Here is a 23,460-nt window from a genome sequence, read left to right on the forward strand (position 1 = left end):
AAGCGGTGTACGGTGGCCCCATGAACGAGAGCCTCGGCATCACCCCGACGACGGCACTGATCGTGGTCGACGTCCAGCAGGGTTTCCGCGACGCCGAGCATTGGGGCCGCCGTGGAAACCCGGACAGCGAGCAGAACATCCACCGGCTGCTGCAGGCCTGGCGGGACGTGAAGATGCCGGTGGTGCTGGTCAGCCACTCCTCGACCGACCCGGATTCGCCGCTGCACCCCTCGGATCAGGGGCACCAGTTGGAAGAGATCGTGGAGGGCCCGGCCGACCTGCACGTGGTCAAGTCCGTGAACTCCTCCTTCCACGGAACACCGGACCTGGACGCCTGGCTGCGCGCCGCCGGGATCGAGACGATCGTGGTCTGCGGGATCTCCACCAATCACTGCTGCGAGACCACGGCCCGGGTCGGTGGGAACCTGGGGCATCGGGTGCTCTTCGCCCTGGACGCCACCCACTCCTTTGACCGCACCGGTCCTGACGGCCGGGTGCTCACCGCCGAGCAGCTGATGCAGGCCACCGCGACGAACCTGCACGGGGAGTTCGCCACCGTGGTCTCCACCGAGGAGCTGCTGAGGGCGGTTCCGCGTCGGGGCTGACGAGAACAGCCTCAGTCCTGCAGCGGTGAGCCCACCGAGGTGAAGTGCTGCTGCGTCATCTCTCCGGTGAGCAGGGGCATGGCCTCGGCGATCGCCTCCCGGGTGCTCTCGAGCTGCAGAGACTGCTCATGGGCCGAGGCAGAGGTCCAGGTCTCTGCGACGAAGACGGTGTCCGGGTGGTCCTCGTCGACGCCGACCTCGTAGCTCAGGCATCCGGAGGCGGCCAGCTGAGGGGAATGGCGCGTCAGGATGGCGACGACGGCGTCGCGGTGGCCGGGCTGGGTCACGAAGGATCCGGTGTTCACGTAGGTCATGGGATGACGCTAGCGCCTGAATGACCTCGGCGGGACGCTTCCCGGCCGCAGGGGTGTGAGCTCGGAGTGGGGCGACATAGACTGCTGCGGTGCTGACCCCAAGAGATCCCCTCACCTGGACCCCGCGCCGCATCGCCGTGGCCGGGACCTCGGGGGCAGGCAAGACCACCCTGGCGGACCGGCTGGCCGAGCGCCTGGACTGCCCCCGGGTGGAGCTGGACTCGCTGTTCCACGGCCCTGACTGGACCCCACGGGACAGCTTCACCGATGACGTCGACCGCTTCACCTCCGGCGATCGCTGGGTCATCGAGCACCAGTACCGAGAGGTCCGTCCGCTGATCGCCGCCCGGGCGGACACCCTCCTGTGGCTGGACTACCCGGACTGGCTGTCTGTGCAGCGGCTCGTCCGGCGGACCGTGCGGCGTCGGCTGACCAGAGCTGAGCTGTGGAACGGCAACCGGGAGGGCCCGCTGCGGGAGTTCTTCACCGAGGAGGACCACATCATCCGCTGGGGGATCCGCACCCGGGGCCGTCTGCGTCCGGTCATCCCGACTGTGGAGGAGCAGCACCCGCAGCTGCATGTGGTCCGGTTCCGTTGGCCCCGCGAGGTCGAGGCCTGGCTGGGCCGGCTGTCGTAGAGGGTCAGCGTGGTGTCAGGTGAAGGTTGGTGAGATGTCCTGCCGATGGTGGAGCACACGCAGCAGGTCGATGTGGTCGGGGCCGTCGAGGTAGATCAGGGCGTGCGGATGCCGGGTCAGTGACCAGCTCCGCAGGCCGGGGATTCGCAGGTCCGTCGCCCAGCGGGATGAACCGATGCTCCTGGGAGGCATAGGCCTCCACCGCCTTCGGGGCGGGCGAGACCACTCTCGCGGACTGGCTGGCCGAGCGCATCTCACTGCGTTGTGGGTACGATGTACGCATCGCAGCCACGGACGACATCCAGGTGCCCAGGAGGATCTATGACCCTGATCGAGCGACGAGCCACCGCGGCAGGTCTGGTTGGTCTCAGTGTCTTTCAGTGTGGTCTCGCCCTCGGTGCTCCGTGGGGTCGAGCGAGTTACGGTGGCTCTCATGCTGGCGCGCTTCCCGCCCACCTGAGGGCCGTCAGTGCTGGCAGCACGGTGGCCTATGCGGGACTCGCCTGGGCCGTCGTGAGTCCCCGCACCCCTGTGCGACTGCGTCGGCGCATTCTCACCGGAGTGGCTGGGGTGATGAGTCTGGCCGTCGTCGTCAATGGGCTCTCGCCATCTCGGCCCGAGCGGGCCATCTGGACACCGGTCTCAGCTGGCCTGGCACTGTCAGCATGGCGCGCGCGGCGTGGCACGACGCGCTGAAACAGTTGGCGTCGGCGATGAGGCAGGCCAGACCCCGGGTCGGTGACAGCACGATCACCTCCGTTCGACCAGCACTGCCGCCCCCATTCCGCCGGCCACCGCGCACGTGGCCACGCCCAGGGCCCCCGGCGGGGACTCCATGAGTCGGTGCAGCAGCCGCACCAGCGCCACCGCCCCTGAGGCACCCCACGGATGCCCCAGTGCCAGCGCCCCGCCGGCCGCATTGACCCGTGGGTCCACGTCATCCTCCACGTCGCCCTCACCCGTGCCTCCGGTCAGACCGAGGTCATCCAGCGTCGCCAGTGCCTGGGAGGCATAGGCCTCCACCACCTCCACAGCGGTCAGATCCCCGACGACGGCGCCAGCCTGTGCCAGCACGGCATGCACCGCGGGAGCGGCGGCCAGTCCGGGCAGCGCTGGATCCCCGCCCACGAGAGACTGCCCCCGGATCACCAGGTGCGGGCCCTGGGCCTCCTTCGCCGGGACCAGCATGATGGCCGCCGCACCGTCGGCGATGCGGGCGGCGGTGGCCGGAGTGACGGTCGCCGTGGGCGCGTCCAGCAGGGGGCGGAAACGGGCCAGGGCCCCGGCAGAGAGGCGGCGCGGGCCGTCGTCGTCGGCGTCCTGGAGGGGGAGGGTCTCTGCATGGAGCAGCGCACCGGAGGCCAGCGCCAGCTCGTGGCTGCGCCGCGCGAAGGCCTCCTGCCGGCCCCGGGTGATGCCGCGGACGGCGGCGAGGTCATCTGCCGCCGTCGTCATGTCCGGATCAGGAAATCCCGGGGGAGCGAACGGTGCCTGGCGGATCGGCGTGCCGTCTTTCAGCCGCCGAGGTGCCGTGGAGGGGCTCTCCACTCCGCCGGCCGCGGCCGGTTCCCCGGTGCGGCGCACGTGATCGGCCGCCTGCATCACCGCCACCAGGCCGGAGCCGCACTGGGCGTCCACGCCCCAGCCCACACAGGACTGTCCGAACCTGGCGCCCAGCGCGGCGACCCGCCCCAGGTTCCCGCCCGGGCCGGTGCAGTTGCCCAGGACGACGGCTTTCGGCACGCGCGCGGAGGCGCGGGCGACACCGGCCAGCACGTGCCCGGCCAGCTCATGGGCCTCCAGGGAGGCCAGCGCGCGGGAGCGTCCGGTGATCGGCGTGCGCAGCCCCGCCACCAGGGCGACCTCGCCAGCCGCTGCCTCCCCGGTGGCTGCCTCGCCGATGGCTGCACTGTGCCGCGCGCCGGTGATGCTCATGGGCGGTCCTCCGGCACGACGGAGGAGACCGTCGGGGTTGGTGCCAGGGCCGGTGCCGGGGCCTGGGGGAGGGCGAAGGCCTGTTCCGGGGTGAGGCGACGGACCTTCCCGGAGGCGGTGCGCGGCAGCTCCGTGAGGATCCTCCACTTCCTCGGCCGCTGAGCCGCGGTGAGGGCGCCTCGGGACGCCGCCTCGAGGGCTCGTGGATCAAGGGCGACCCCGGGAGCCGGTTCGACGCAGGCCACTACAAGCCGCCCCAGCACGGGGTGCGGTTCGCCGAGCACCAGGGCGGCGTCGACCTCGTCCAGGCCCTCCAGCCAGGTCTCGACGTCGGCCGGGATGACCGTGGCACCCCCGGTGAGGATGGCATCATCGGCACGTCCGTGCAGGTGGATGACCCCGTCCTCAGAGAGTGAGGCCCGGTCGCCGACCGTGGCCCACTCTCCGTCACGCCGCAGCGACCCGCCCTCGCCGATCGTGGTCAGCGCCAGCTGCTCGGTGCGGACCCACAGTTCGTGGTCCCGGACCTCGACGTCCACGCCGGGCACCGGGCGCAGCCCATTCCCATGGTCCATCGCCACCAGCGAGAGCTCCGCGGCACCGAAATAGCTGACCAGATGCAGCCCCAGCACCCGGGCGCGGGCCGCCAGTCCTTCGTCGACCCGCGCCCCGCCGATCAGCACCGCCCGCAGGCTGCTCCGTGCCCCGTTCTCCAGCAGCGCGACCAGATCCTGCAGATGCGTCGGAGTGCCGTGGAGCAGCGTGGGCCCGACCAGGTCCGCCGCGCGGAGCCGGGCGCCGGCCGGCGTGCTCCAGCGCAGGCCGCGAGAGTCGGCATGGGCGGCGGCATACAGCGCCATCGAAGAGACCGGATGCACCGGGATGAGCATGCAGTCCCCGGCGCCGACGTCGAGGGCCTCATCGATGACGGGGAAGGAGACCTCCCAGGAGGCGGCGCTGCGCAGCACCGCCCGCGGCCTTCCGGTGCTGCCCGAGGTGAAGGCGGCCCAGGCCGCCTCAGCCGGCAGATCAGCGGACCCGACGGCGGCGACCACCGCCTGCCAGTGCTCCTCGGTCCACCGGGCATCACCGACCAGCGGCACCTGGCCTGCGGCCCGGGCCCTCAGCGCGGCCTCCAGGACGGCGGTGTGGTCCTCTCCGCGGAGGGGTCGGATCCGTGGGGGAGGAGGCGGCGCGGCGCGCTCCTGGGCATCTGCGCTCGGCGTGGTCATCGGTCGAAGGCCTGCGGGTAGGCGCGGCGCAGCGAGAGGGTCACCAGGGTGGCCAGCAGCACCTTGAGCAGATCCCCGGGCAGGAACGCTGCCGCGAGCAGGGCGGTCTCCTGCAGGCCGAGCCCGGTGACGAGCGCCTGCACCGGGATGCCCAGCGCGTAGATGGCCACGATGCCGCCCAGCAGGCACCCGAGCAGCACCCGGGGCCAGGTGGGGCGGGTCCGGCCTGTGCGGCGCAGCCCGTGGACCATCAGCCCGATGACGGCGGCGCCGGCCACCCAGCCCACCAGGTACCCGGCGCTGGGGCCGAAGAAGACCCCCAGGCCGCCGCGTCCTCCGGCCAGCAGCGGCAGCCCCATGGCGACCACGGTGTTGAACACGATCACCGCCGCGGCGCCTCGCCAGGGCCCCAAGATGGCTCCGGCCAGCATCACCCCCAGCGTCTGAGCGGTGACCGGCACCGCCATGCCCATCACCGGGATGGCTCCGGGGAGCCCCAGAACGGCGATCAGACCGGCGAACATGGCGATCTGGGCCAGATTTCGGGCCGAGGCGGTGGGCGCCGTCGCCCTCGGGGCGGACGTGCGGCCACCGGTGGCGGTGTGATCCAGTGTCTCCATGGTGCGGCTCCTCCTGGGTCCGGCCGAACCGAGACCACCTCGCTGAGTTGAACAGTGTTCAAATGCTAGCAGTCCGACTGGCGCCGGGATGTCCCAGACAGCGTGGCAGCGGCAGGATGGGAGTGGCAGGATGGGAGGCGCGGGGCTGAACGCCCCGCCCCGTCCTCGCCTGAGAAGGAGCCTGAGCGCATGACTGAGTCGACCCCTGTCCCGCACCGCACCCTCAACGACGGCACTACCCTCCCGGAGCTCGGCCTCGGGACGTACCAGCTGCGCGGGACCGCCGGCGCGGAGTCCATCGCGGCCGGCATCCGCTCCGGGTACCGGCTGCTGGACACCGCCTACAACTATGAGAACGAAGGGGCGGTCGGTGCCGGCATCGTCGCCTCGGGGATCTCCCGTGACGAGCTGCGTGTGACCTCCAAGCTGCCGGGACGCTACCATCGCCGCGATCAGGCGGTGAAGGCCGTGGAAGAGTCTCTCTACCGGGCAGGCCTGGATCACTTCGACCTGTACCTGATCCACTGGCCCAACCCGAAGCAGGACACCTATGTGGAGGCCTGGCAGACACTGATCGAGCTGCGCGAAAGAGGGCTGCTGCGGTCCATCGGGGTCAGCAACTTCCTGCCCGAGCACCTCACCCGACTGACCGAGGAGACGGGCGTGACCCCGAGCGTGAACCAGATCGAGATCCACCCCTGGTTCCCGCAGGACGAGGACATCGCCTGGAACCACGAGCACGGGATCGCCGTCGAGGCCTGGAGCCCGGTGGGCCGGAACTCTCAGCTGCAGCAGGAGCCGGTGGTCACGAAGATCGCCGAGGAGCTCGGCCGCAGCCCGGTGCAGGTGATCCTGCGCTGGCACCTGACGCGCGGCACCATCCCCCTGCCGAAGTCGGCCGACCTTACTCGTCAGCGGGAGAACCTGGCGCTCTACGACTTCGAGCTCACCCAGGAGCAGCTGGGCCGGATCGCCACGCTGGCCCGAGAGGACGGACGGCTGAAGGGTCAGGACCCCGCGGTATACGAGGAGTTCTGAACCGCCGGCCGGCCCTCCTCGCTCTCCATCGAGGCACAGTGACCCTGGTGGTCCAGGTGGGACGAGCCTATGCTCGGGACGACTGCGGTGACCTCGATCACCGTGGCCCGAGAGAAGGAGCTGCTGGAGATGAACGCCACCACTGAAGAACACCTGCCGGACGACGCTCAGGGTACCCGCCATGGGGTGGTCGTCGGCGTCGACGGCTCGGCCCATGCAGACCGCGCACTGAGGCTGGGGGCCGCCCTCGCCTCGGCCCGCGGCGTGCCGCTGACCGCCGTGTTCGCCTACACGATGTCCCCCTACGCGATCAACGCCGCCTCCTACGGCCAGCCAGTGGTGGATGAGAAGGCCCTCAAACATGAGGGTGAAGGGATCCTGCGGCGCGCGCTCTCCACGGCTGACGCCACACGCGGTGACGTCAGGACCATCGTGGAGCGTGGCCCGGCGGGGCAGGCGCTGGCCCTCCACTCCAGAAACGCCGACGTCATCGTCGTGGGTACCCGCGGGCGCGGAGGGTTCACCGGCATGCTGCTGGGGTCCACCTCGGCGAGCCTGCCGTCGCGGTCGCACTGCCCCGTGGTGATAGTCCCCCACTCCACAGATGCCGGCGACGCGGAGCCGGACGCTCAAGCACCGGTGTCGGTGGGTGTCGACGGGTCGGCCCACAGTCTGGTCGCCGCCCTGGAAGCGGCGGCCTGGGCGGAATCCCTCGGCGTTCCCCTGAGGCTTCTGAGCGCGCTGCCGCCCATGGCAGCAGACGTCATGACCTGGGCGCCGTTGGAGGCTCAGGTGCAGGAGGCGCGTGACCAGCTCACCGGTCAGCTGGAGGAGGACGCCACCTGGCTCCGGGGACGGCGTCCAGATGTGGATGTGTCGATATCCGTCGTCGACGGGGCCGCTGCGACAGTGATGGTGGAGGCTTCCAAGACCTCCCAGCTGACCGTCGTCGGGACGCGCGGGCACGGCGGATTCGTCGGCATGCTGGTGGGTTCGACCTCCTCCTCGACGATGCACCACGCCCAGGGCCCTCTGATGATCGTCTCCCAGGAGGGTGGCGCGGATGTGGGGGACCACCCTCGGATGCACAAGCGCTGAGCTCTGCGGGTGACGGGTCGAGACGACGTCTCCAGACGCCGAGTGGCCACGAATCACGGGATCTCCGGGATGACACGCCGTGTCGGGGTCCCAGATGCCGTGATTCGTGGCCACTCGATGCAGGGGTGGGAGGTTCAGACCTCCGCGGCGAACCGTGACGGGATGACCGAGCTCCACGTCTCGCGCAGCTCATCGATCCCCAGGGTGAACGAGCCGCCGTCGAACGGACCGGCGACCTCGATGGTCCCGGACTGTGCGTCCACCACGCCGATCCGCAGGGCGGCGAAGCCCCGGGCGGTGGTCATGTCGGTGAAGCGCACCTCCTCGGAGCGGGGCAGCGCGACGACGGCGCGGGCCTGAGACTCGCTGAACAGCGCAGCGAAGGCGTCGACGCCGTCGCGCTCGCAGATCCCGTCCACAGCCACCCGTGAGCCGACGCCGAAGCGCAGGCTCATCTCCGCCAGTCCCGCCGCCAGGCCGCCCTCGGAGAGGTCATGGGCGGCGTCGATCATGCCGTCCCGCGAGGCGTTGATGAGGATCTCGCCCAGCGTCTTCTCCGCCGCCAGGTTCACCTGCGGGGGCACCCCGCCGAGGTGTCCCCGCAGCCGGGCGAACTCGGAGCCGTCCAGCTCGTCGCGGGTCACACCCAGCAGGTAGATCGCCTGGCCGTCGGCCCAGCGCTGGAAGCCCGAGGGGGTGCGGCGGGCGACGTCGTCGAAGCTGCCCAGCACACCCACCACCGGGGTCGGGTGGATGGCCCGGCCCGCCGTCTGGTTGTACAGGGAGACATTGCCGCCGGTGACCGGGATGCCCAGCTCCTGGCAGCCGTCGGCCAGTCCACGCACGGCCTCGGCGAACTGCCACATGACCTCCGGGTCCTCCGGGGAGCCGAAGTTCAGGCAGTCCGAGACGGCTTTGGGGATGGCCCCCGAGGTGGACACATTGCGGTAGGCCTCGGCCAGGGAGAGCTGCGCCCCGGTGTAGGGGTCAAGGTAGGTGTAGCGGGCGTTGCAGTCGGTGGAGAGCCCCACGCCCAGGCCGGTGGTCTCGTCCACGCGGACCACCCCGGCGTCGTCCGGCTGGGAGAGTGCCGTGTTGCCGCCCACGAACCTGTCGTACTGGTCGGTGATCCAGGAGGTGTCGGCCATATTCGGCGAGGACATCAGCTCCACGACCGCCGCACTCAGCTCCTCGCCGTTGTCCGGGAGGGCCCTGCTGGACTCGGAGGAGCGGAAGGTGTCGGCCTGCAGCGCATCCTGCCACGAGGGACGCTGAAAGGGACGCTCGTAGACAGGGCCGTCATGGGCGACGGTGCGCGGATCGACGTCGACGATCGTCTCGCCGTCCCACTCGATGATCAGCCGACCGGTGTCGGTGACCTCGCCCAGCCAGGAATACTCCACATCCCACTTGGCCATGACCTGCTCGAAGGCCTCGGCGTTGGCCGGGGTGACCACGGCCATCATGCGCTCCTGGGACTCGGACATCAGGATCTCGCCCGGAGTCAGGGAGGGGTCGCGCAGCAGCACATCGGTCAGCTCCACGTGCATGCCGCCCTCGCCGTTGGAGGCCAGCTCACTGGTGGCACAGGAGATGCCTGCCGCACCGAGGTCCTGGATGCCTTCGACGAGCTCGCCGTGGAAGAGCTCCAGGCAGCATTCGATGAGCACCTTCTCGGAGAACGGGTCGCCCACCTGCACGGCCGGACGCTTCGAGGGCTTGGTGTCGTCGAAGGACTCCGAGGCCAGCACGGAGGCGCCGCCGATGCCGTCACCGCCGGTGCGGGCGCCGAAGAGCACCACCTTGTTGCCCACGCCGGAGGCGTTGGCCAGGCGCAGGTCCTCATGGCGCATCACGCCCACCGCCAGGGCGTTGACCAGCGGGTTCTGCTGGTAGACGGAGTCGAAGACGACCTCCCCGCCGATGTTCGGCAGGCCCAAGGAGTTCCCGTAGCCGCCGATGCCGGAGACCACGCCCGGCAGCACGCGTCGCGTGTCGGGGTGGTCGATGTCGCCGAAGCGCAGCGGGTCCATCACCGCCACCGGGCGGGCACCCATGGAGATGATGTCGCGGACGATGCCGCCGATGCCCGTAGCCGCACCCTGGTAGGGCTCCACATAGGAGGGGTGGTTGTGCGACTCGATCTTGAAGGTCACGGCCCAGCCGTCACCGAGGTCGGTGACCCCGGCGTTCTCCCCGATGCCGACCATCAGGTCCTTCTTCATGTCCTCGGTGACCTTCTCACCGAACTGGCGCAGGTGGACCTTGGAGGACTTGTAGGAGCAGTGCTCGGACCACATGACCGAGTACATGGCCAGCTCCGCCGCCGTCGGACGCCGCCCGAGGATCTCATGGATGCGGGCGTATTCGTCTTCCTTCAGGCCCAGCTCGGCCCAGGGGAGTTCGGTCTCAGGGGTCGAGGCGGCGTGCTCGACGGTGTCGATGTTGAATTCGCTCACTTGGAGTCTCCTGCAGCGTCGGATCCGGCGAGGGAAGAGAGGACGGAGGTGAACACGGTCAGCCCGTCGGTGCCGTTGCGCATGCCGGTGGAGTCCTCGGAGCCGTAACCGGCCTCCACCGCGTGCTCCGGATGCGGCATGAGGCCCACCACGTTGCCTCCGGCATTGCTGATGCCGGCGATGTCATGACGGGAGCCGTTCGGGTTGGCGCCCACGTAGCGGAACACCACGCGCCCCTCACCCTCCAGCCGGGCGAGGGTGCCCTCGTCGGCGACGTACTGGCCGTCCTGGTTCTTCAGCGGGACGGTGATCAGCTCGTCCGCGGTGAACTGGCTCGTCCAGGCGGTGGAGGTGTTCTCCACGCGCAGCACCTGATCGGCGCAGCGGAACTTCAGGTGGTCGTTCTTGATCATCGAGCCCGGCAGCAGGTGGGCCTCGGTGAGGATCTGGAACCCGTTGCAGATGCCCAGCACCGGCAGCGCAGCGCCGGTGCTCGCCGTCGCCGCCTCGGTCAGGCGGCTCATCAGCGGGGCGAAGCGGGAGATCGCCCCGGCGCGCAGATAGTCGCCGTAGGAGAATCCACCGGGGACGACGACGGCGTCCACCTCGGCGAGCGTGTCGTCGGCATGCCAGAGGGGCACCGCGTGAGCGCCGGCGAGGCGGACCGCGCGGGCGGCGTCGCGGTCGTCCAGGGTCCCGGGGAAGGTGACGACGCCGATGCGGGCGCCGTCCAGGGCTGCGCCGGCAGGGGAGGCGCCGAGGTCGCCGATCAGGGGCGTCTCTGCCATCAGGACTCCTCCACCCGCACGTCCACGACGTCCTCGATGACCGGGTTGGAGAGCATCTCCTCCGCGGCCCGGCGAGCCTGCGCGAGGGCCTCGTCGGTGACCTCGCCCTCGACGGTCAGCTCGAATCGCTTCCCCTGGCGGACCGCGGAGAAGTCCTCGAAGCCGAGGTGGGGGAGGGCAGACGCGATGGCTTTGCCCTGCGGGTCGAGGATCTCAGGTTTGGGCATGACCTCGACGACGATGCGCGGCATGGGGTCTCTCCTGTGCTTGTATGCGGGTGAACGTGCCCGCGGACAGCACTGGGGCCCTGCCGGGGCGCAGCGGTCAGATGCCGTCTCACGCCCGAAGACGCCGTCGTGAGGACGACGGCGGACACAGGCGCTCCGCGAGCTTGCCGACCCAGTCTACCGGCTGTCCAGCGGCCTCAAGGCCGGGTCAGCCGCGGGCTCCGGTGAGCGCCGCCGTCGGTTCGAAGGAGACGACCACCCGTCCGCGGCCGGGGTCATGATGCACCTCTGCCTCGACCTCGTACACCGCGGCGATCAGCTCGGGTGTGAGCACCTCGTGCGGTGCGCCGCCGGCGACCACTGCCCCCCTGCTGCAGGACCACGAGCTGGTCGCAGAACATCGCGGCCAGGTTGAGGTCATGCAGGGCCACCACGGAGGTGACCGGCAGCCGCGTCACCAGGCTGAGCAGCTCGAGCTGATGCCGGATGTCCAGGTGATTGGTGGGCTCGTCCAGCAGCAGCTCGCTGGGCTGTTGGGCCAGCGCCCGGGCGATCTGCGCCCGCTGCCGCTCACCACCGGAGAGGGTATGCCACAGCCGGTCCGCCTTCTCCTGCAGCCCGGTGTGCTCCAGCGCGACAGCGACGGCCTCGGCGTCGGCGGAGGGATCCCCGCCCCAGGCGCCGCGGTGCGGAATCCTGCCGAGCCGGACCACATCCTCCACGCGGATGTCCGTGTCCGTCTCCGCATGCTGACCCACCACCGCAACCGTGCGGGCGAGCCGACGTCGCGGCACCGAGGCGAGCGCCTCGCCGTCGAGCAGCACCGCTCCTGAGGACGGCTTCACGATCCCGTGCATCAGGCGCAGCAGGGAGGACTTGCCCGACCCGTTGGGACCCAGCAGTCCCACAGTGTCCCCCGCGGCGGGGCGCAGCGTGACCCCGTCGACGACCAGGGAGCCTCCGCGGGTCCAGCTGACGTTCTCGGCGTGCAGACTCATGCGGCCCTCCGGCGACGTGCGAGCAGGACGATGAACACTGGGACCCCGACCAGCGCCGTGCCCACCCCGACCGGCAGCGGAGTCGGGGCGAAGACGATCCGTGAGCCGGCGTCGACCCATACCATGAAGATGGCCCCCAGCACCGCTGTCGTCGGGACCAGCCGGACGTGCCGGGTGCCGACCAGCAGCCGCGCGGCGTGCGGGAGGACCAGCCCGACGAATCCGATCGCGCCCGCCACGCTGACCAACGTGGCGGTCATCAGCGCGGTCAGCAGCAGCAGGCCCAGGCGCACTCGGCGCACAGAGAGCCCCAGAGAGGCCGCGACTTCGTCGCCGAAGGCGAAGGCGTCCAGCATATGGGCGCAGCGCAGACAGATCAGCGTGCCGGTGAGCACCACGGCCGTGCACAGCATGACGTCGGGCCAGCGCACCCCTTCCAGGGATCCCAGGAGCCAGAACATGATCCCGCGGGTGCCGTCCGAGTCGGCGAACGCGAAGACGATCAGCGAGGTCACCGCTGAGAAGAGCTGAGTGCTGGCCACCCCGGCGAGCACCACCCGGTCATGCCCTCCGCCCGCCATCCGTGCCAATGTCAGCACGAGGGCGAAGGCGATGAGCGCGCCGAGGAAAGCCCCGCCGGAGAGACCCAATGCGGCGCCTCCCAGGCCGAGGACCCCGACGAGGACGGCTCCGGTGGAGGCACCTGAGGAGACGCCCAGCACGTAGGGGTCGGCCAGCGGATTGCGCAGCAGCGACTGCATGATGGTCCCGCACAGGCCCAGGCCTGCACCGCAGGCCGCCGCGACCAGGGCCCTGGGGAGCCGCTCCTGCCAGACGATGGCGTCCTCGGAGGGACGCACCGGGATCTGCGCGCCCGCGAGATGGTTGAGGACGATGTCGCGGACGTTGACCAGCGAGACGTCGGCGGGCCCGAGCGTGACGGCGACGCCGATGGAGAGGGCCAGCACCGTCAGCCCCGCCAGGGTCAGCGTCGTCCCGGTGACCGCGGCGCGTGCACGCAGCGTGGGCCCGGTGGCCGGCGGAGCAGCGATGCTACTCAGCGTCCCGCTCCTTCAGGAACTCACTGATCTTCTCCAGGCCGTCGACGAACCGGATCGAGGGATTCATCTCCGCACCGTGCAGCGCGATGTAGTCCTCCTCCTCGACGGCGTCCAGGGTCCTGGTGAGCGGGTCCGATCCGAGGAACTCGACCTTGTCCTCGAGCAGGTCTCCGGGGAAGCGGGCGCGCTGGAGGTCGCCCAGCACGAGCACGTCGGGGTCCTTCTCGACGACGGTCTCCCAGCCGACGGCGGGCCAGTCGTCGGGGGTGTCAGCGAGCACGTTCTCCAAGCCCGACATCTCGGCCAGACGCGCAGCGGAGCCGTACCCGCCGGCCATGTACGGGGTGCGGGTGTCGGCGAACCAGAAGGCGACGGTGAGGCCGTCCGCGTCGACGCCGTCGAGGGCGCTGTCCGCACGCTCCTGGAGGTCCTCCACCAGCTTCTCACCACGGGACGGGACGTCGAAGATCTCGGCCAGTTCGCGGATCTCGGTGTAGAGCGTCTCGATCTCCAGCATCCGTGTGCGGCTGCTGCCTCCGTTGATGGAGGTGCCGTCCTCACAGTCTGTGGGGGAGAGGTAGGACTCCATGCCGGTCTCGGAGAAGCGTTCGCGGGACGCCACCCCTCCCTCCTGGGTGAAGTGGCGTCCGAAGGACGCGGTGATGAGGTCTGGATCGGTGTCGAGGACGACCTCATAGGTGGGGGCGTCGTCGGAGAGGCGAGGCACGTCCTCCTCGGCCTCGGCCAGTGCGGGAAGCACCGGGTCTGTCCAGGACGCCGTGCCGACGATCCGGTCCTCCAGGCCCAGCGACAGCAGGATCTCAGTGGAGTTCTGATCCAGGGAGACCACTCGCTCCGGCGGGGCCTCGACCGTGATCTCCCGGCCGCAGTTCTCCAGTGTCAGCGGGTACTCGGTGGAGCCCTCAGCGGTGACGTCCTGTCCCGTATCGGTCTCGGCCACCGGCTCGGACGGTCCGCAGCCGGTGATCGTCACCGCCAGGGCCGCTGCGACGGCGACGCTCGTGATCATCTGGATCCTCATGAAGTGCTCCCGGGGTGCTTGACGTGGGCGGCAGGCGGCAGAGGCCATGCCAGAGCGTGAGTTTAGCCGGACCTTAGTGGAATACGTCAAACCTGAATGTTTGATGGATGTGAGGCGTGAGACCCATGGCCTGGTCGATGCCGAGGGTCCGCGACCCCGGACGGCGTCGTCTCGCTGCACGAGGCGCCACGGAGGGGCATACTGGCACCCATGGAATGGAGCGCCTACGTCAGCTTCCTGCTGATCGCCGCCCTGGTGATCATCACCCCGGGTTCGGACACCGCCGTCGTGCTGAAGAACGCCCTCATGAGCGGGCGGCGCGGTGGGGTCGCCACCGCGCTGGGGGTCACCACCGCCGTCGCGATCCAAGGTGTGCTGACCGCCGCGGGGCTGGGCGTGCTGATCTCCCAGTCCCAGCCGGTGCTGCAGACCGTCCGCTGGATCGGCGTGGCCTACCTGGCCTGGCTGGCGCTGCAGGCGCTGCGCTCGGCCTGGCAGGGGCAGTACACCGCCACGCTCGCGGAGAGCGGCGTCTCCGCGCGCGGCTATCGGCAGGGCTTCCTGACCAACATCACCAACCCTGCGGTGCTGATGTTCTATCTGGCGCTGTTCCCCCAGTTCATGAATCCGGAGATGCCGCTCTGGGCGCTGGGGCTGATGGCCGGCACCATGCCGGTGCTGGGACTGATCCAGCTCGTGGTGCTGACCCTGCTGATCGACAGCGCCTCGAGATGGCTGCAGCGCCGCCGCGTGCGCCGCGTGCTGGACTCGGTCACCGGCCTGGCCCTGGGTGGACTCAGCCTGCGGGTGGCGCTGCAGTGAGCTGAGCCGGGCGGCAGCCCTCGCTCCGCGCCCCGGCGGTGGCCGAGAGTGTTCGGAGCAGATCATCGCCGAACAGAGGAGCCGAGAGTGCCGCAGCGGATCGCCGTCCTGGGAGCCGGGGGAGTCATGGGGACCCTGGTGCGCGCCAGACTCGAAGACGCCGGTCAGCAGGTGGTGCCGGTCAGCCGCGCCGACGGCGTCGACGTCCTGGATGCTGAGGCTCTGCGACAGGCTCTGGAGGGGGTGGACGTCGTCGTCGACTGCCTGAACCGGCCTTCGCTGACTGCTGGGCCTGCGGTCCGCTTCTTCCGCGCAGCCGCGGAGAACGTGGTCGCCGCCCTGGGTGATGAGACCACCCGCGATGGGGCGCCGCCCCGGATCGTGTGCGTGTCGATCGTCAACTGCTGGGAGCCCCGCGTGAACCGGTGGTTGGGGTACTACCAGGCGAAGTCCATCCAGGAGCAGGTGTACCGGGACGCGCCGTCGGCGGCCGGTCGGGTCTCCATCGTGCGCACCACCCAGTGGTACGAGCTGCTGCCAGCGTTCCTCGAACAGATGCGGCTGGGGCCGGTTGCTGTGGTGCCGGGGATGGTCTCCCGCCCGTTGGCCGCAGCAGAGGCCGCAGACGTCGTCGCGGAGCAGGCGCTCAGCACCGCACCCCCGGCCACGGTGGAGGTCTGCGGGCCCGAGCAGATCGACCTGGCGCGGGCCGCGTCCCGGGTCAACGCCGGTACGCGGCAGGCGGCCCGGGTGCTGCGCGTCCCGATGGGCCGCACTCCGCTCGGCGATGGCAGCCTCATCCCGACGGCGCCCGACGTGGTTGCCACCACGACGTTCGAGCAGTGGCTGGCCGAGCAGCCGGTCAGCTGAAGCTGAGCCAGGGGCCCGGGGCGAGCGCCCCGGGGAACAAAAGTGACACCCGACCCGTTACTTCAAATTGGAAATACTTTCTTCGATCCCCTCAGGAGCATGAGATGACGTCACAGCCGCTGACCATCGGTGTCCTCGGCGCCGGCCGGGTGGGCACTGCTGTCGCGCGCCAGGCAGTACGCGCCGGACACACGGTGAGGATCGCCACCGGTCGCCCGGCCGAGGACATCCGGCTGCTCACCGAGGTCATCGTCCCGGGAGCCACCGCGGTGGACCGGCAGGACCTGCGCGGCGCAGACCTCATCATCGTGGCCGTCCCCCTGCACAAGTACCGCAGCATCGACACTGCGGTCCTCCAGGGCCACGTGGTCATCGACACGATGAACTATTGGGCCCCGGTGGACGGGCTCATGGAGGAGTTCGACGGCGCCCGCTCCACCTCCGAGGTCATCGAGGAGTTCATGGGCCAGGTGCGCCTGGTCAAGACCCTGAACCACATCGGCTACGGCGACCTGGAGGTCGACTCCCACGCAGCCGGTGCCCCGAACCGTCGCGCGCTGGCGATCGCCTCGGACCACGAGGATGCCAAGGCGCTGGTCGCCGGATTCGTCGACAGCCTCGGCTATGACGCCGTCGACGCCGGCCCGCTGGCGGCGGGCAGGTCGTTCGAGAACGGGACAGAGATCTTCAACGGCAGGCACACCGCCGTGCAGATGCGCGCGCTGCTCGCCGCCGAGTGTCAGCGCGTGTTCGCCGACGCCTGAGGGGTCGCGGATGATCAGGCGGTGCGCACCAGCATCTTGCCGATGTTGGCACCGTCCATCATGCCGAGGAACGCCTCGACGGCGTTCTCGATCCCCTCCACCACGGTCTCGTCCTGGGGGATGTCCCCTGCCGGGAACCACTCGGCCATCCGCCGCTGGTATTCGCCGGCGTGGTCGACGTACCCGCCCAGGGTGAAGCCCTGCATGCGCAGCCCGCGGGTGATCAGGTTCGCCAGGTTGTCCGGGCCGGGGGTCGGCCGCTCGGCGTTGTAGCTGGCGATCGCCCCGCACAGGGCGATCCTGCCGCCGTCGTTCATCACGTCCAGCGCTGCTTCCAGGTGGTCTCCGCCCACATTGTCGAAGAAGACGTCGACGCCGTCGGGGACATGCTCAGGCAGCTGGTCGCGGACCGGGGCGTCCTTGTAGTTGATCGCGGCATCGTAGCCGTACTTCCCCGTCAGCACGGTGACCTTCTCCGCCGAACCGGCGGAGCCGATCACCTGGGAGGCGCCGAGCAGGCGGGCGATCTGCCCTGCGGCGGAGCCGACTGCGCCGGCGGCCCCGGAGATGAACACCGTGTCACCCTCGCGCACGTCGGCGATGGCTGTCAGGCCCACATAGGCGGTCAGCCCGGTCATGCCCAGGATTCCCAGATGTGCGGACAGAGATGCTCCGGGGATCTCCTCCACCGGGCTGAAGGAGTCGGCCTCGGCCTGGGCGACGTCCCGCCAGCCCAGCATGTGCCGCACCGGGGTGCCCACCGGCAGGGACTCAGCGCGAGACTCCACGACGCGCCCGACAGCGCCGCCCGTCATGGTCTCGTCCAGTGCGAAGGGTGGGATGTAGCTCTTGACGTCGTTCATCCGGCCGCGCATGTAGGGGTCCACAGAGAGGAACTCATTGGCCACGCGGACCTCGTCGACGCCCAGCGGCGGCAGCTCGATCTGCACGGTGCGGAAGTCCTCAGGCACCGGGCGCCCGGTGGGGCGGCGGACGAGCTGGACCTGGGTGCTCGTGGACGGGGAGGTGCTCGTGTCAGTCATGGGTGAAGCCTTTCCGAACGGGATTCCTGATGCGCTTCAGCGTGCATCGGGCCGTCGGTATTCCCGCCTCAGGCGTCCTCGGCCAGGGCGTCCACCACATCCAGCACGTCCAAGAGCCGTCCACGCAGCAGCTGCGCCTCCTCGGAGAATCTCCTCTGCGCGCGGGCGTACTCAGCGCGTCCCGCCGGGGTCTCGATCGGCACCGGAGCATAGCCCCAGTCGGCGAGATCATAGGGGGAGGCCCGCATGTCCAGCTCGCGGATCCGCCAGGCCAGATCGAAGCAGTCCATCAGCAGCTCACTGCCCACCGCCGGGATGAGCTTATAGGCCCATTTGTAGAGGTCCATGTTCGCGTGCAGGCACCCTGGCTGCTCCAGGGCCACCTGTGATTCTCGGGTGGGGCTCAGCGTGTTCAGCGGCTTCGCGGAGGGAGTGTAGAACCGGTAGGCGTCGAAATGGGTGCAACGGATGTTCAGCGACTCCACGACCTCATCGGTGCCCTCGGCGCCCAGCCTCAGCGGCACCTGGTCGTGGCGCTGCCCATGCTGCACGGAGCGGTAGACCATTGCCCACTCGTGCAGGCCGAAGCAGCCCAGCTGCGCCGGCCGTGCCGCCGTCGCACCCAGCAGCCGGCGCGCGAACCCTATCATCGAGTCCCGTTCTCGGCGGAAGCGCACGACGTCGAGGCCCGCGGCGCCCTCGGGGGAGCCGTCGTCGACCGTCGTGTAGAAGCGCCACCCGGCCTGCTCGGAGGCACCGGCTCCCTGTAGGACCGCGCCCACGCCCGGATGCCAGCGGGAGAGCTGCCCGGGTGAGTGGGAGTAGTAGGTGAACAGGAAGTCCTCCACCGGGTGCGTCTTCCCGGCGTGCCGACGCCCCAGGAACCCGCTGGTGTAGCGTTCCACACGCCGCTGGTGGGCCTCGGCGGCGGCACGGTGCTCGTCGGTAGGCAGCACGCGGTGTCCCACGGGCGTGCCGGGACTGGTCGGCGCGGGGGGAGGGGCGGAGGCGGAGGTCCGTGTGGCGGAGGTGGTCATGGGCGCGTGTCAGGATACCGCGTCCGGCACGACGACGGGCGCGTCATCTCAGATCCCCTTCTCTCGGCGCAGAGCCGATGTCCAGGTGGGAGCCCCAAACCGGACAGCTGCTGACCTTAGGCTGAGTCCTGAGTTAGAATCAGGAGCGTATCTCGCACCATACGCACAGGCGGCAGGATCCCCCACAAGGGAGCTCCTGCCGCCTGAGTGTTTCTCAGCTGCGAGTCACACACGGGCCCTGCCCTCCGCTGTTCGTCAGAGCCTCGTCGTAGAGTGCGTCCATGAGTACGGAACCCCGGCCTGTGGCCGCCGCAGAGACCCTCGCCCCAGGCCTGCTCCTGGCACGTCCCGCCGAGGACGACCTCACGGAACTCCATGCGATCTACTCCGACCCTCGGGTGTGGACGCACCTGCCCAGCGCACGTCACACGGAGCAGGGGCAGACCCACGAGCTTCTCAGCCTGTGGCGACGGTCCTGGCAGGATCACGGACTGGGGCAGTGGATCGTCCGTGATCCGGACTCCGGTCAGATGCTCGGCCACGGCGGCTGTGCGGTCCGCGGCGGATTCTGTTGGAACCTGGGGTACCGGTTCGCCGCTGAGGCCCACGGGCGAGGCCACGCCACCGACGTGGCTCGCGCGGGCCTCGCCGCCGCCCGTGCGGCACGGCCGCAGCTGCCCGTCATCGCCTACCTGCTGGAGCACAACCGCGCCTCCGCCCGGGTTGCGGAGAAGGTGGGTCTGGTGCTGAGGCACCGCGGGCCCGACGCCGGCAATCCGGATCCCGACGCCGTCCGGCTGATCTACTCCGACCGGGAGCTCGCCGACGAGGAAGTCTCCCGGGCCGTGGAGTGACCTCAGCGCTGGTACCCCCGCACGACGATGGCTCCGGGGTTTGGGCCCTTATGAGCGCTTCCAGCGCCTCAGAAGGGCCCAAACCCCGGAGCCATCGCTCACGGAGCCGGGTCGGTCAGTCTCAGCGGCCGGTGCCGGCGTAGACCGTGGCCTCCTGGTCGGCGTCGAGGCCGAATGCGGTGTGAATCGCGCAGACGGCCTTCTCCAGGTCCGCTGCGGCGGTGATGACCGAGACGCGGATCTCCGAGGTGGAGATCAGGCCGATGTTGATGCCGGCGTCGCGCAGTGCGGTGAAGAACCGCGCCGAGACGCCCGGGTGGTTGCGCATGCCGCCGCCGATCAGCGATACCTTGCCGACCTGCTCGTCATAGGCGAGCGACTCGAAACCGATACGTTCCTGATGTGCCTGCAGGATCTCGGTGGACTTCGGCCCGTCATCGGCCGGCAGGGTGAAGGAGATGTTGGTCGTCTTCGTCTCGTCCGAGACGTTCTGGACGATCATGTCGATGTTCGTGCCGGCCTCGGCGATCAGGTTGAAGATCTCAGCGGCCTTCCCGGGGATGTCGGGGACCCCCGTGATGGTCAGCTTGGCCTCGGAGCTGTCGTGGGCGACTCCGGAGATGATGGGCTGTTCCAAGGGTTCACCTTCCTGGATGGTGATCACGTCTGACGGGTCGGGGATGACCCAGGTTCCTTCGAGCTGGCTGAACGAGGACCGCACGTGAAGCTTCACGCCGAAGCGCCGCGCGTATTCCACCGACCGCAGGTTCAGCACCTTGGATCCGGCGGCGGCCATCTCCAGCATGTCCTCGCTGGAGATTTCGTCGATCTTTCGTGCGGTCTTCACCACGCGTGGGTCCGCGGTGAAGACGCCGTCGACATCGGTGTAGATCTCACAGGCGTCGGCGTGCAGCGCGGCGGCCAAGGCGACGGCAGTCGTGTCGGAGCCGCCGCGGCCCATGGTGGTGATGTCCCGGGACTCGCGGCTCATGCCCTGGAAGCCTGCGACGATGCCGACGTGGCCGGCATCCAGGGACTCCTGGACACGCTGCGGGCTCACCTCGATGATGCGGGCCTTGCCGTGGATCGCGTCGGTGATCATGCCGGCCTGGGAGCCGGTGAAGGACTGGGCGGACTCGCCCAGCTCGTGGATCGCCATGGCCAGCAGGGCCATGGACATGCGCTCGCCGGAGGACAGCAGGATGTCCATCTCTCGCGAGGGAGGGGCGGCAGTGATGTCGGCCGCCAGGTCAAGCAGCTCGTCGGTGGTGTCACCCATCGCGGAGACCACGACGACGACCTGGTGGCCGGCGCGCTTGGTCTCCACCACTCTTCGGGCGACGCGTTTGATGCTCTCGGCATCGGCTACCGACGACCCGCCGTATTTCTGGACGATCAAGCTCATGGGGTTGGTGTCTCACTCCCGTACAGGGTTTTTTCGCGGACTTCGGACAATTCTATGAGGGTGCTCCGCGACGGGGCACGACTCGGTGCCCGGTCTCACACTGTGGATGGACGGCACCCAGGACCCAGCTAGGTCAAGGTGCCGGTGCGCCATAGTGGGTGCCGCCACCGGGGAGGCTCGCGGCGAGACCAGGCGGAGGCTCGGTATCTCTCAGCTGTCTCCCAGCACGGCGCCCAGGAAAGCCTGCGTGCGCTCGTGGTCGGGATCGGTGAAGATCTTCTCCGGAGGGCCGGACTCCACCACATGACCGCCGTCGAACATCATCACCTTGTGCGAGACGTCGCGGGCGAAGCCCATCTCATGGGTGACGATCAGCATGGTGACGTTGGTGGTCTCCGCGACCCGACGGAGGATGTTGAGCACCTCGCCGACGACCTCCGGGTCCAGGGCGGAAGTGACCTCGTCGAGCAGCAGGATCTCGGGGTCCATGGCCAGGGCGCGGGCGATAGCCACCCGCTGCTGCTGACCGCCGGAGAGCGAGGTCGGGTGGGCGTCTGCCTTGTCGGACAGGCCCACCTGCTCCAGTAGGTCGTGGGCCTTGGCGATCGCCTCGGCCTTGGGACGGCCCAGCACATGGATCGGAGCTTCAATGATGTTCTCCAGCACCGTCATGTTGGGGAAGAGGTTGAACTGCTGGAAGACCATCCCGATGCGAGTACGCAGCTGCTTCTGCTTCTTCTTCGGCACCGGCGTGCGCCGGCCCCCGCGCTCTTCATGGGTCAGCGGCTCCCCGTCGATGAAGATGTAGCCGCCGGTCAACTCCTCCAGGGTCATCACCAGGCGCAGGATCGTCGTCTTTCCGGAGCCGGAGGGGCCGATCAGAGTGACGCGCTCACCGCGCTCCACGGTGAAGTTGAGGTCCTTGAGCACCACGTTGGAGCCGAAGCGCTTCTCCACGTCGCGGAACTCGATGACCGGTGTCGGGGTCTCCGACACCGTCGTCGCACCGGCAGGTGAGGGGTCAGTGGGCGTAGGCAAGACGCTTCTCCAATCGACTGATCAGAAGGGCAGTGGGGTAGCTGGCGGCCAGGAAGATCAGCCCGGCCAGCACGAAGACCTCCGTGTAGCGGAAGGTGGGGGCGCCGATCTCACCGGCGACGGTGACCATCTCGGCGACCGAGATGACGATGAGGAACGGCGTGTCCTTGAACATCGAGATGGCGTAGTTGCCCAACGAGGGCACAGTGGAGCGCAGTGCCTGCGGGATGATCACACGTCGCCAGGTCCGCACCGCGGACATGGACAGCGCCGTGGTGGCCTCCCACTGCCCCGGGGGGACCGACTCGATGCCGGCCCGGTACACCTCGGACATGTAGGTGGCGTAGTGGACGCCGAAGACGATGATGCCGATGGTGATCCCGTCGAGCCACATGAACGTCCAGAACATGAAGATCAGCTGCACCACCAGCGGGGTCATGCGGATGAAGTTCGCCATCCACTTCACCAGCCAGGCCAGCGGCCGGGGCAGCACCCGCAGCAGAACGGCGATGACCAGCCCCAGGACGGCCGCGATCAGTGTGCCGACGACGGTCACCACCAGGGTGACCTGCAGGAACGCCAACAGCATGTCCGGCAGAGCGTTGAACGCGAACTCCCAGTCCCAGAAGGGGCTCTCGCGGATCTCCTCCTCATCGACCCTGGTCGGATCGTCGATCTCGGCGGCGCGCAGGCGGTTCTGGATCATCGGGCACCTCCTGAGGTCGGCTGCTGGGGGAGCCTGTCAGCCTCCGACGTCGCGGGCCCGGCGCTCGAGGTGCTCGGAGCGATCGCATCTGCCGGTGTGGCCTTGGGGGAGGGGGAGAGGATCTCCCGGAGGGAGGGCCCCCGGCCGAGCTTGTGCTTGGCCCGGGCCTCCAGGGCCTGCATGAACAGGGTCAGGATCAGCGCGAGGATGAAGTAGACCACCAGACCGATGAAGGCGTGGGAGAACCAGATGTCGGTGGGCCGGCGCAGGTTGTTCAGCTCGGCGGTGAAGTCATTGACGAAGGGGATGATGTAGGCGATGGCGCTGCCCTTGAGCAGATGGATCCACAGGTTCGCCAACGAGGGAAGCATCAGCGCCCAAGCCTGCGGGAAGATGATCCGGCGCATCTTGTGCGACCAGGACATCGACAGCGCTGTGGTCGCCTCCCACTGGGCCTTCGGCACTGTGGTCAGCGAGGCGCGGACGGCCTCGGCCCCGTAGGCCCCGTAGTTGATGCCCAATGCCAGGACCCCGAGCAGGAATGTGTTCCTGACCAGGTCCTCGAAGGGCAGGTCAGGGTTGCGCATCCAGAACTGCGGCAGCACGTACAGCAGCAGGAAGAGCAGCACCACCAGGGAGATGCCGCGGAAGAACTCGATGATGATGCGGGCGGGAGCCCGCAGCCACAGGCTGGGGCTGCCGGCCATCAGTCCCAGGACGACCGCGACGACGAAGGCCAGCAGCCCTCCGTACAGGGCGAGCTGGACGGTGGTCCAGAGGCCGCTGAGGAGTCGGTCGGACCAGTTGACCATGACCTCGAAGTGGGCCGGCCAGTCTTCCCAGGAGTTCATAGGTGGCCTCTCAGA

At 69.4% G+C, this 23,460-nt stretch carries 25 protein-coding genes; 8 read left to right on the forward strand and 17 right to left on the reverse strand.

The genetic code is table 11. The features are described from left to right. The first annotated feature begins 20 nt into the window (after nt 1-20). Nucleotides 21-605, forward strand: a complete 585-nt coding sequence (locus ODE13_RS09010; protein WP_322478973.1) for a cysteine hydrolase family protein — start codon at nt 21-23, stop codon at nt 603-605. Nucleotides 606-616: 11 nt separating this feature from the next. On the opposite strand, the gene ODE13_RS09015 is transcribed toward ODE13_RS09010, so the two are convergent. Beyond that, nucleotides 617-919: a putative quinol monooxygenase gene (locus tag ODE13_RS09015; RefSeq protein ID WP_179541979.1), complete on the reverse strand. Its 303-nt coding sequence runs from the start codon at nt 917-919 to the stop codon at nt 617-619. Nucleotides 920-1,008: 89 nt separating this feature from the next. Here ODE13_RS09015 and ODE13_RS09020 point away from each other — a divergent pair, with 89 nt between their 5' ends. Next, complete coding sequence (locus ODE13_RS09020; protein WP_322478974.1) at nt 1,009-1,557, forward strand: AAA family ATPase; 549 nt, start codon at nt 1,009-1,011, stop codon at nt 1,555-1,557. Nucleotides 1,558-1,572: 15 nt separating this feature from the next. Here ODE13_RS09020 and ODE13_RS09025 read toward each other — a convergent pair whose 3' ends face one another. From ODE13_RS09025 to ODE13_RS09040, 4 genes are all read right to left on the reverse strand, one after another. After that, nucleotides 1,573-1,749, reverse strand: coding sequence for a hypothetical protein (locus ODE13_RS09025; protein ID WP_322478975.1), 177 nt, complete (start codon nt 1,747-1,749; stop codon nt 1,573-1,575). A 558-nt stretch (nt 1,750-2,307) separates the two neighbouring features. Further along, nucleotides 2,308-3,492, reverse strand: coding sequence for an acetyl-CoA C-acyltransferase (locus ODE13_RS09030; protein WP_322478976.1), 1,185 nt, complete (start codon nt 3,490-3,492; stop codon nt 2,308-2,310). After that, nucleotides 3,489-4,724, reverse strand: coding sequence for a fatty acid--CoA ligase family protein (locus tag ODE13_RS09035; RefSeq protein WP_322478977.1), 1,236 nt, complete (start codon nt 4,722-4,724; stop codon nt 3,489-3,491). Before ODE13_RS09035 ends, ODE13_RS09030 begins: the two co-directional genes overlap by 4 nt. After that, complete coding sequence (locus ODE13_RS09040) at nt 4,721-5,344, reverse strand: biotin transporter BioY (protein ID WP_416210625.1); 624 nt, start codon at nt 5,342-5,344, stop codon at nt 4,721-4,723. Before ODE13_RS09040 ends, ODE13_RS09035 begins: the two co-directional genes overlap by 4 nt. 189 nt (nt 5,345-5,533) lie before the next feature. On the opposite strand from ODE13_RS09040, the gene ODE13_RS09045 reads away from it, so the two are divergent. Together ODE13_RS09045 and ODE13_RS09050 are read left to right on the forward strand one after the other, a co-directional pair. Then, complete coding sequence (locus ODE13_RS09045; RefSeq protein WP_322478978.1) at nt 5,534-6,382, forward strand: aldo/keto reductase; 849 nt, start codon at nt 5,534-5,536, stop codon at nt 6,380-6,382. Between the two features lie 69 nt (nt 6,383-6,451). Further along, nucleotides 6,452-7,480, forward strand: a complete 1,029-nt coding sequence (locus ODE13_RS09050) for a universal stress protein (RefSeq protein WP_322478979.1) — start codon at nt 6,452-6,454, stop codon at nt 7,478-7,480. A gap of 134 nt (nt 7,481-7,614) precedes the next feature. On the opposite strand, the gene purL is transcribed toward ODE13_RS09050, so the two are convergent. From purL to ODE13_RS09080, 6 genes are all read right to left on the reverse strand, one after another. Then, nucleotides 7,615-9,939, reverse strand: a complete 2,325-nt coding sequence (purL, locus tag ODE13_RS09055) for a phosphoribosylformylglycinamidine synthase subunit PurL (RefSeq protein ID WP_322478980.1) — start codon at nt 9,937-9,939, stop codon at nt 7,615-7,617. Continuing rightward, nucleotides 9,936-10,727, reverse strand: a complete 792-nt coding sequence (purQ, locus tag ODE13_RS09060; RefSeq protein ID WP_322478981.1) for a phosphoribosylformylglycinamidine synthase subunit PurQ — start codon at nt 10,725-10,727, stop codon at nt 9,936-9,938. The genes purL and purQ overlap by 4 nt, the downstream gene beginning before the upstream one ends. Further along, the gene (gene purS / locus ODE13_RS09065) at nt 10,727-10,978 is read right to left on the reverse strand and encodes a phosphoribosylformylglycinamidine synthase subunit PurS (RefSeq protein ID WP_179541987.1); all 252 of its coding nucleotides are present in this window, start codon (nt 10,976-10,978) and stop codon (nt 10,727-10,729) included. Before purS ends, purQ begins: the two co-directional genes overlap by 1 nt. A gap of 251 nt (nt 10,979-11,229) precedes the next feature. Continuing rightward, nucleotides 11,230-11,952: an ABC transporter ATP-binding protein gene (locus ODE13_RS09070; protein WP_322478982.1), complete on the reverse strand. Its 723-nt coding sequence runs from the start codon at nt 11,950-11,952 to the stop codon at nt 11,230-11,232. Beyond that, nucleotides 11,949-13,013 (reverse strand): FecCD family ABC transporter permease, encoded by a 1,065-nt coding sequence (locus tag ODE13_RS09075; RefSeq protein WP_416210639.1) that lies wholly within the window; start codon nt 13,011-13,013, stop codon nt 11,949-11,951. The genes ODE13_RS09070 and ODE13_RS09075 overlap by 4 nt, the downstream gene beginning before the upstream one ends. Next, the gene (locus ODE13_RS09080; protein WP_322478983.1) at nt 13,006-14,043 is read right to left on the reverse strand and encodes an ABC transporter substrate-binding protein; all 1,038 of its coding nucleotides are present in this window, start codon (nt 14,041-14,043) and stop codon (nt 13,006-13,008) included. The genes ODE13_RS09075 and ODE13_RS09080 overlap by 8 nt, the downstream gene beginning before the upstream one ends. A 222-nt stretch (nt 14,044-14,265) precedes the next feature. Between ODE13_RS09080 and ODE13_RS09085 the strand changes: the two genes are divergently transcribed. The 3 genes from ODE13_RS09085 to ODE13_RS09095 all read left to right on the forward strand — a co-directional run bounded on the left by ODE13_RS09085 (nt 14,266) and on the right by ODE13_RS09095 (nt 16,511). Continuing rightward, nucleotides 14,266-14,877 (forward strand): LysE family translocator, encoded by a 612-nt coding sequence (locus ODE13_RS09085; RefSeq protein WP_322478984.1) that lies wholly within the window; start codon nt 14,266-14,268, stop codon nt 14,875-14,877. Nucleotides 14,878-14,964: 87 nt separating this feature from the next. Next, nucleotides 14,965-15,747, forward strand: a complete 783-nt coding sequence (locus ODE13_RS09090) for a hypothetical protein (RefSeq protein ID WP_322478985.1) — start codon at nt 14,965-14,967, stop codon at nt 15,745-15,747. Nucleotides 15,748-15,851: 104 nt separating this feature from the next. Next, on the forward strand, nt 15,852-16,511 hold the full coding sequence (locus ODE13_RS09095; protein WP_322478986.1) for an NADPH-dependent F420 reductase: 660 nt from the start codon (nt 15,852-15,854) through the stop codon (nt 16,509-16,511). Between the two features lie 14 nt (nt 16,512-16,525). On the opposite strand, the gene ODE13_RS09100 is transcribed toward ODE13_RS09095, so the two are convergent. Beyond that, nucleotides 16,526-17,554, reverse strand: a complete 1,029-nt coding sequence (locus ODE13_RS09100) for an NADP-dependent oxidoreductase (RefSeq protein WP_322478987.1) — start codon at nt 17,552-17,554, stop codon at nt 16,526-16,528. Nucleotides 17,555-17,622: 68 nt separating this feature from the next. After that, nucleotides 17,623-18,591: a 3-methyladenine DNA glycosylase gene (locus ODE13_RS09105; protein ID WP_322478988.1), complete on the reverse strand. Its 969-nt coding sequence runs from the start codon at nt 18,589-18,591 to the stop codon at nt 17,623-17,625. A gap of 281 nt (nt 18,592-18,872) precedes the next feature. On the opposite strand from ODE13_RS09105, the gene ODE13_RS09110 reads away from it, so the two are divergent. After that, a complete protein-coding gene (locus ODE13_RS09110) occupies nt 18,873-19,445 on the forward strand; it encodes a GNAT family N-acetyltransferase (RefSeq protein ID WP_322478989.1) in 573 nt (190 codons plus the stop codon). A gap of 121 nt (nt 19,446-19,566) precedes the next feature. Here the strand turns inward: ODE13_RS09110 and ODE13_RS09115 are convergent, their stop codons facing one another. The 4 genes from ODE13_RS09115 to ODE13_RS09130 all read right to left on the reverse strand — a co-directional run bounded on the left by ODE13_RS09115 (nt 19,567) and on the right by ODE13_RS09130 (nt 23,445). Further along, nucleotides 19,567-20,850, reverse strand: coding sequence for an aspartate kinase (locus tag ODE13_RS09115; RefSeq protein ID WP_179541995.1), 1,284 nt, complete (start codon nt 20,848-20,850; stop codon nt 19,567-19,569). Between the two features lie 210 nt (nt 20,851-21,060). Then, nucleotides 21,061-21,888 carry an ectoine/hydroxyectoine ABC transporter ATP-binding protein EhuA gene (ehuA, locus tag ODE13_RS09120; protein ID WP_322478990.1) on the reverse strand — a complete coding sequence of 276 codons (828 nt, stop codon included), beginning with the start codon at nt 21,886-21,888 and terminating at the stop codon, nt 21,061-21,063. Beyond that, complete coding sequence (gene ehuD, locus ODE13_RS09125; RefSeq protein WP_416210629.1) at nt 21,872-22,594, reverse strand: ectoine/hydroxyectoine ABC transporter permease subunit EhuD; 723 nt, start codon at nt 22,592-22,594, stop codon at nt 21,872-21,874. Before ehuD ends, ehuA begins: the two co-directional genes overlap by 17 nt. After that, nucleotides 22,591-23,445, reverse strand: coding sequence for an amino acid ABC transporter permease (locus tag ODE13_RS09130; protein ID WP_322478991.1), 855 nt, complete (start codon nt 23,443-23,445; stop codon nt 22,591-22,593). Before ODE13_RS09130 ends, ehuD begins: the two co-directional genes overlap by 4 nt. Between the last annotated feature and the right edge of the window lie 15 nt (nt 23,446-23,460).

Origin of the sequence: Nesterenkonia sp. HG001 (assembly GCF_034438835.1) — a bacterium.
GTDB classification, from domain to species: Bacteria; Actinomycetota; Actinomycetes; order Actinomycetales; family Micrococcaceae; genus Nesterenkonia; species Nesterenkonia xinjiangensis.

Bases quoted from the DNA above. Each gene is read 5' to 3' on its own strand.
- ODE13_RS09010 (WP_322478973.1), top strand. From the start codon at position 21: ATGAACGAGAGCCTCGGCATCACCCCGACGACGGCACTGATCGTGGTC.
- ODE13_RS09015 (WP_179541979.1), bottom strand. From the start codon at position 919: ATGACCTACGTGAACACCGGATCCTTCGTGACCCAGCCCGGCCACCGC.
- ODE13_RS09025 (WP_322478975.1), bottom strand. From the start codon at position 1,749: ATGCCTCCCAGGAGCATCGGTTCATCCCGCTGGGCGACGGACCTGCGA.
- ODE13_RS09030 (WP_322478976.1), bottom strand. From the start codon at position 3,492: ATGAGCATCACCGGCGCGCGGCACAGTGCAGCCATCGGCGAGGCAGCC.
- ODE13_RS09035 (WP_322478977.1), bottom strand. From the start codon at position 4,724: ATGACCACGCCGAGCGCAGATGCCCAGGAGCGCGCCGCGCCGCCTCCT.
- ODE13_RS09040 (WP_416210625.1), bottom strand. From the start codon at position 5,344: ATGGAGACACTGGATCACACCGCCACCGGTGGCCGCACGTCCGCCCCG.
- ODE13_RS09045 (WP_322478978.1), top strand. From the start codon at position 5,534: ATGACTGAGTCGACCCCTGTCCCGCACCGCACCCTCAACGACGGCACT.
- ODE13_RS09050 (WP_322478979.1), top strand. From the start codon at position 6,452: ATGCTCGGGACGACTGCGGTGACCTCGATCACCGTGGCCCGAGAGAAG.
- purQ (WP_322478981.1), bottom strand. From the start codon at position 10,727: ATGGCAGAGACGCCCCTGATCGGCGACCTCGGCGCCTCCCCTGCCGGC.
- purS (WP_179541987.1), bottom strand. From the start codon at position 10,978: ATGCCGCGCATCGTCGTCGAGGTCATGCCCAAACCTGAGATCCTCGAC.
- ODE13_RS09070 (WP_322478982.1), bottom strand. From the start codon at position 11,952: ATGAGTCTGCACGCCGAGAACGTCAGCTGGACCCGCGGAGGCTCCCTG.
- ODE13_RS09080 (WP_322478983.1), bottom strand. From the start codon at position 14,043: ATGATCACGAGCGTCGCCGTCGCAGCGGCCCTGGCGGTGACGATCACC.
- ODE13_RS09085 (WP_322478984.1), top strand. From the start codon at position 14,266: ATGGAATGGAGCGCCTACGTCAGCTTCCTGCTGATCGCCGCCCTGGTG.
- ODE13_RS09095 (WP_322478986.1), top strand. From the start codon at position 15,852: ATGACGTCACAGCCGCTGACCATCGGTGTCCTCGGCGCCGGCCGGGTG.
- ODE13_RS09100 (WP_322478987.1), bottom strand. From the start codon at position 17,554: ATGACTGACACGAGCACCTCCCCGTCCACGAGCACCCAGGTCCAGCTC.
- ODE13_RS09105 (WP_322478988.1), bottom strand. From the start codon at position 18,591: ATGACCACCTCCGCCACACGGACCTCCGCCTCCGCCCCTCCCCCCGCG.
- ODE13_RS09110 (WP_322478989.1), top strand. From the start codon at position 18,873: ATGAGTACGGAACCCCGGCCTGTGGCCGCCGCAGAGACCCTCGCCCCA.
- ODE13_RS09115 (WP_179541995.1), bottom strand. From the start codon at position 20,850: ATGAGCTTGATCGTCCAGAAATACGGCGGGTCGTCGGTAGCCGATGCC.
- ehuD (WP_416210629.1), bottom strand. From the start codon at position 22,594: ATGATCCAGAACCGCCTGCGCGCCGCCGAGATCGACGATCCGACCAGG.
- ODE13_RS09130 (WP_322478991.1), bottom strand. From the start codon at position 23,445: ATGAACTCCTGGGAAGACTGGCCGGCCCACTTCGAGGTCATGGTCAAC.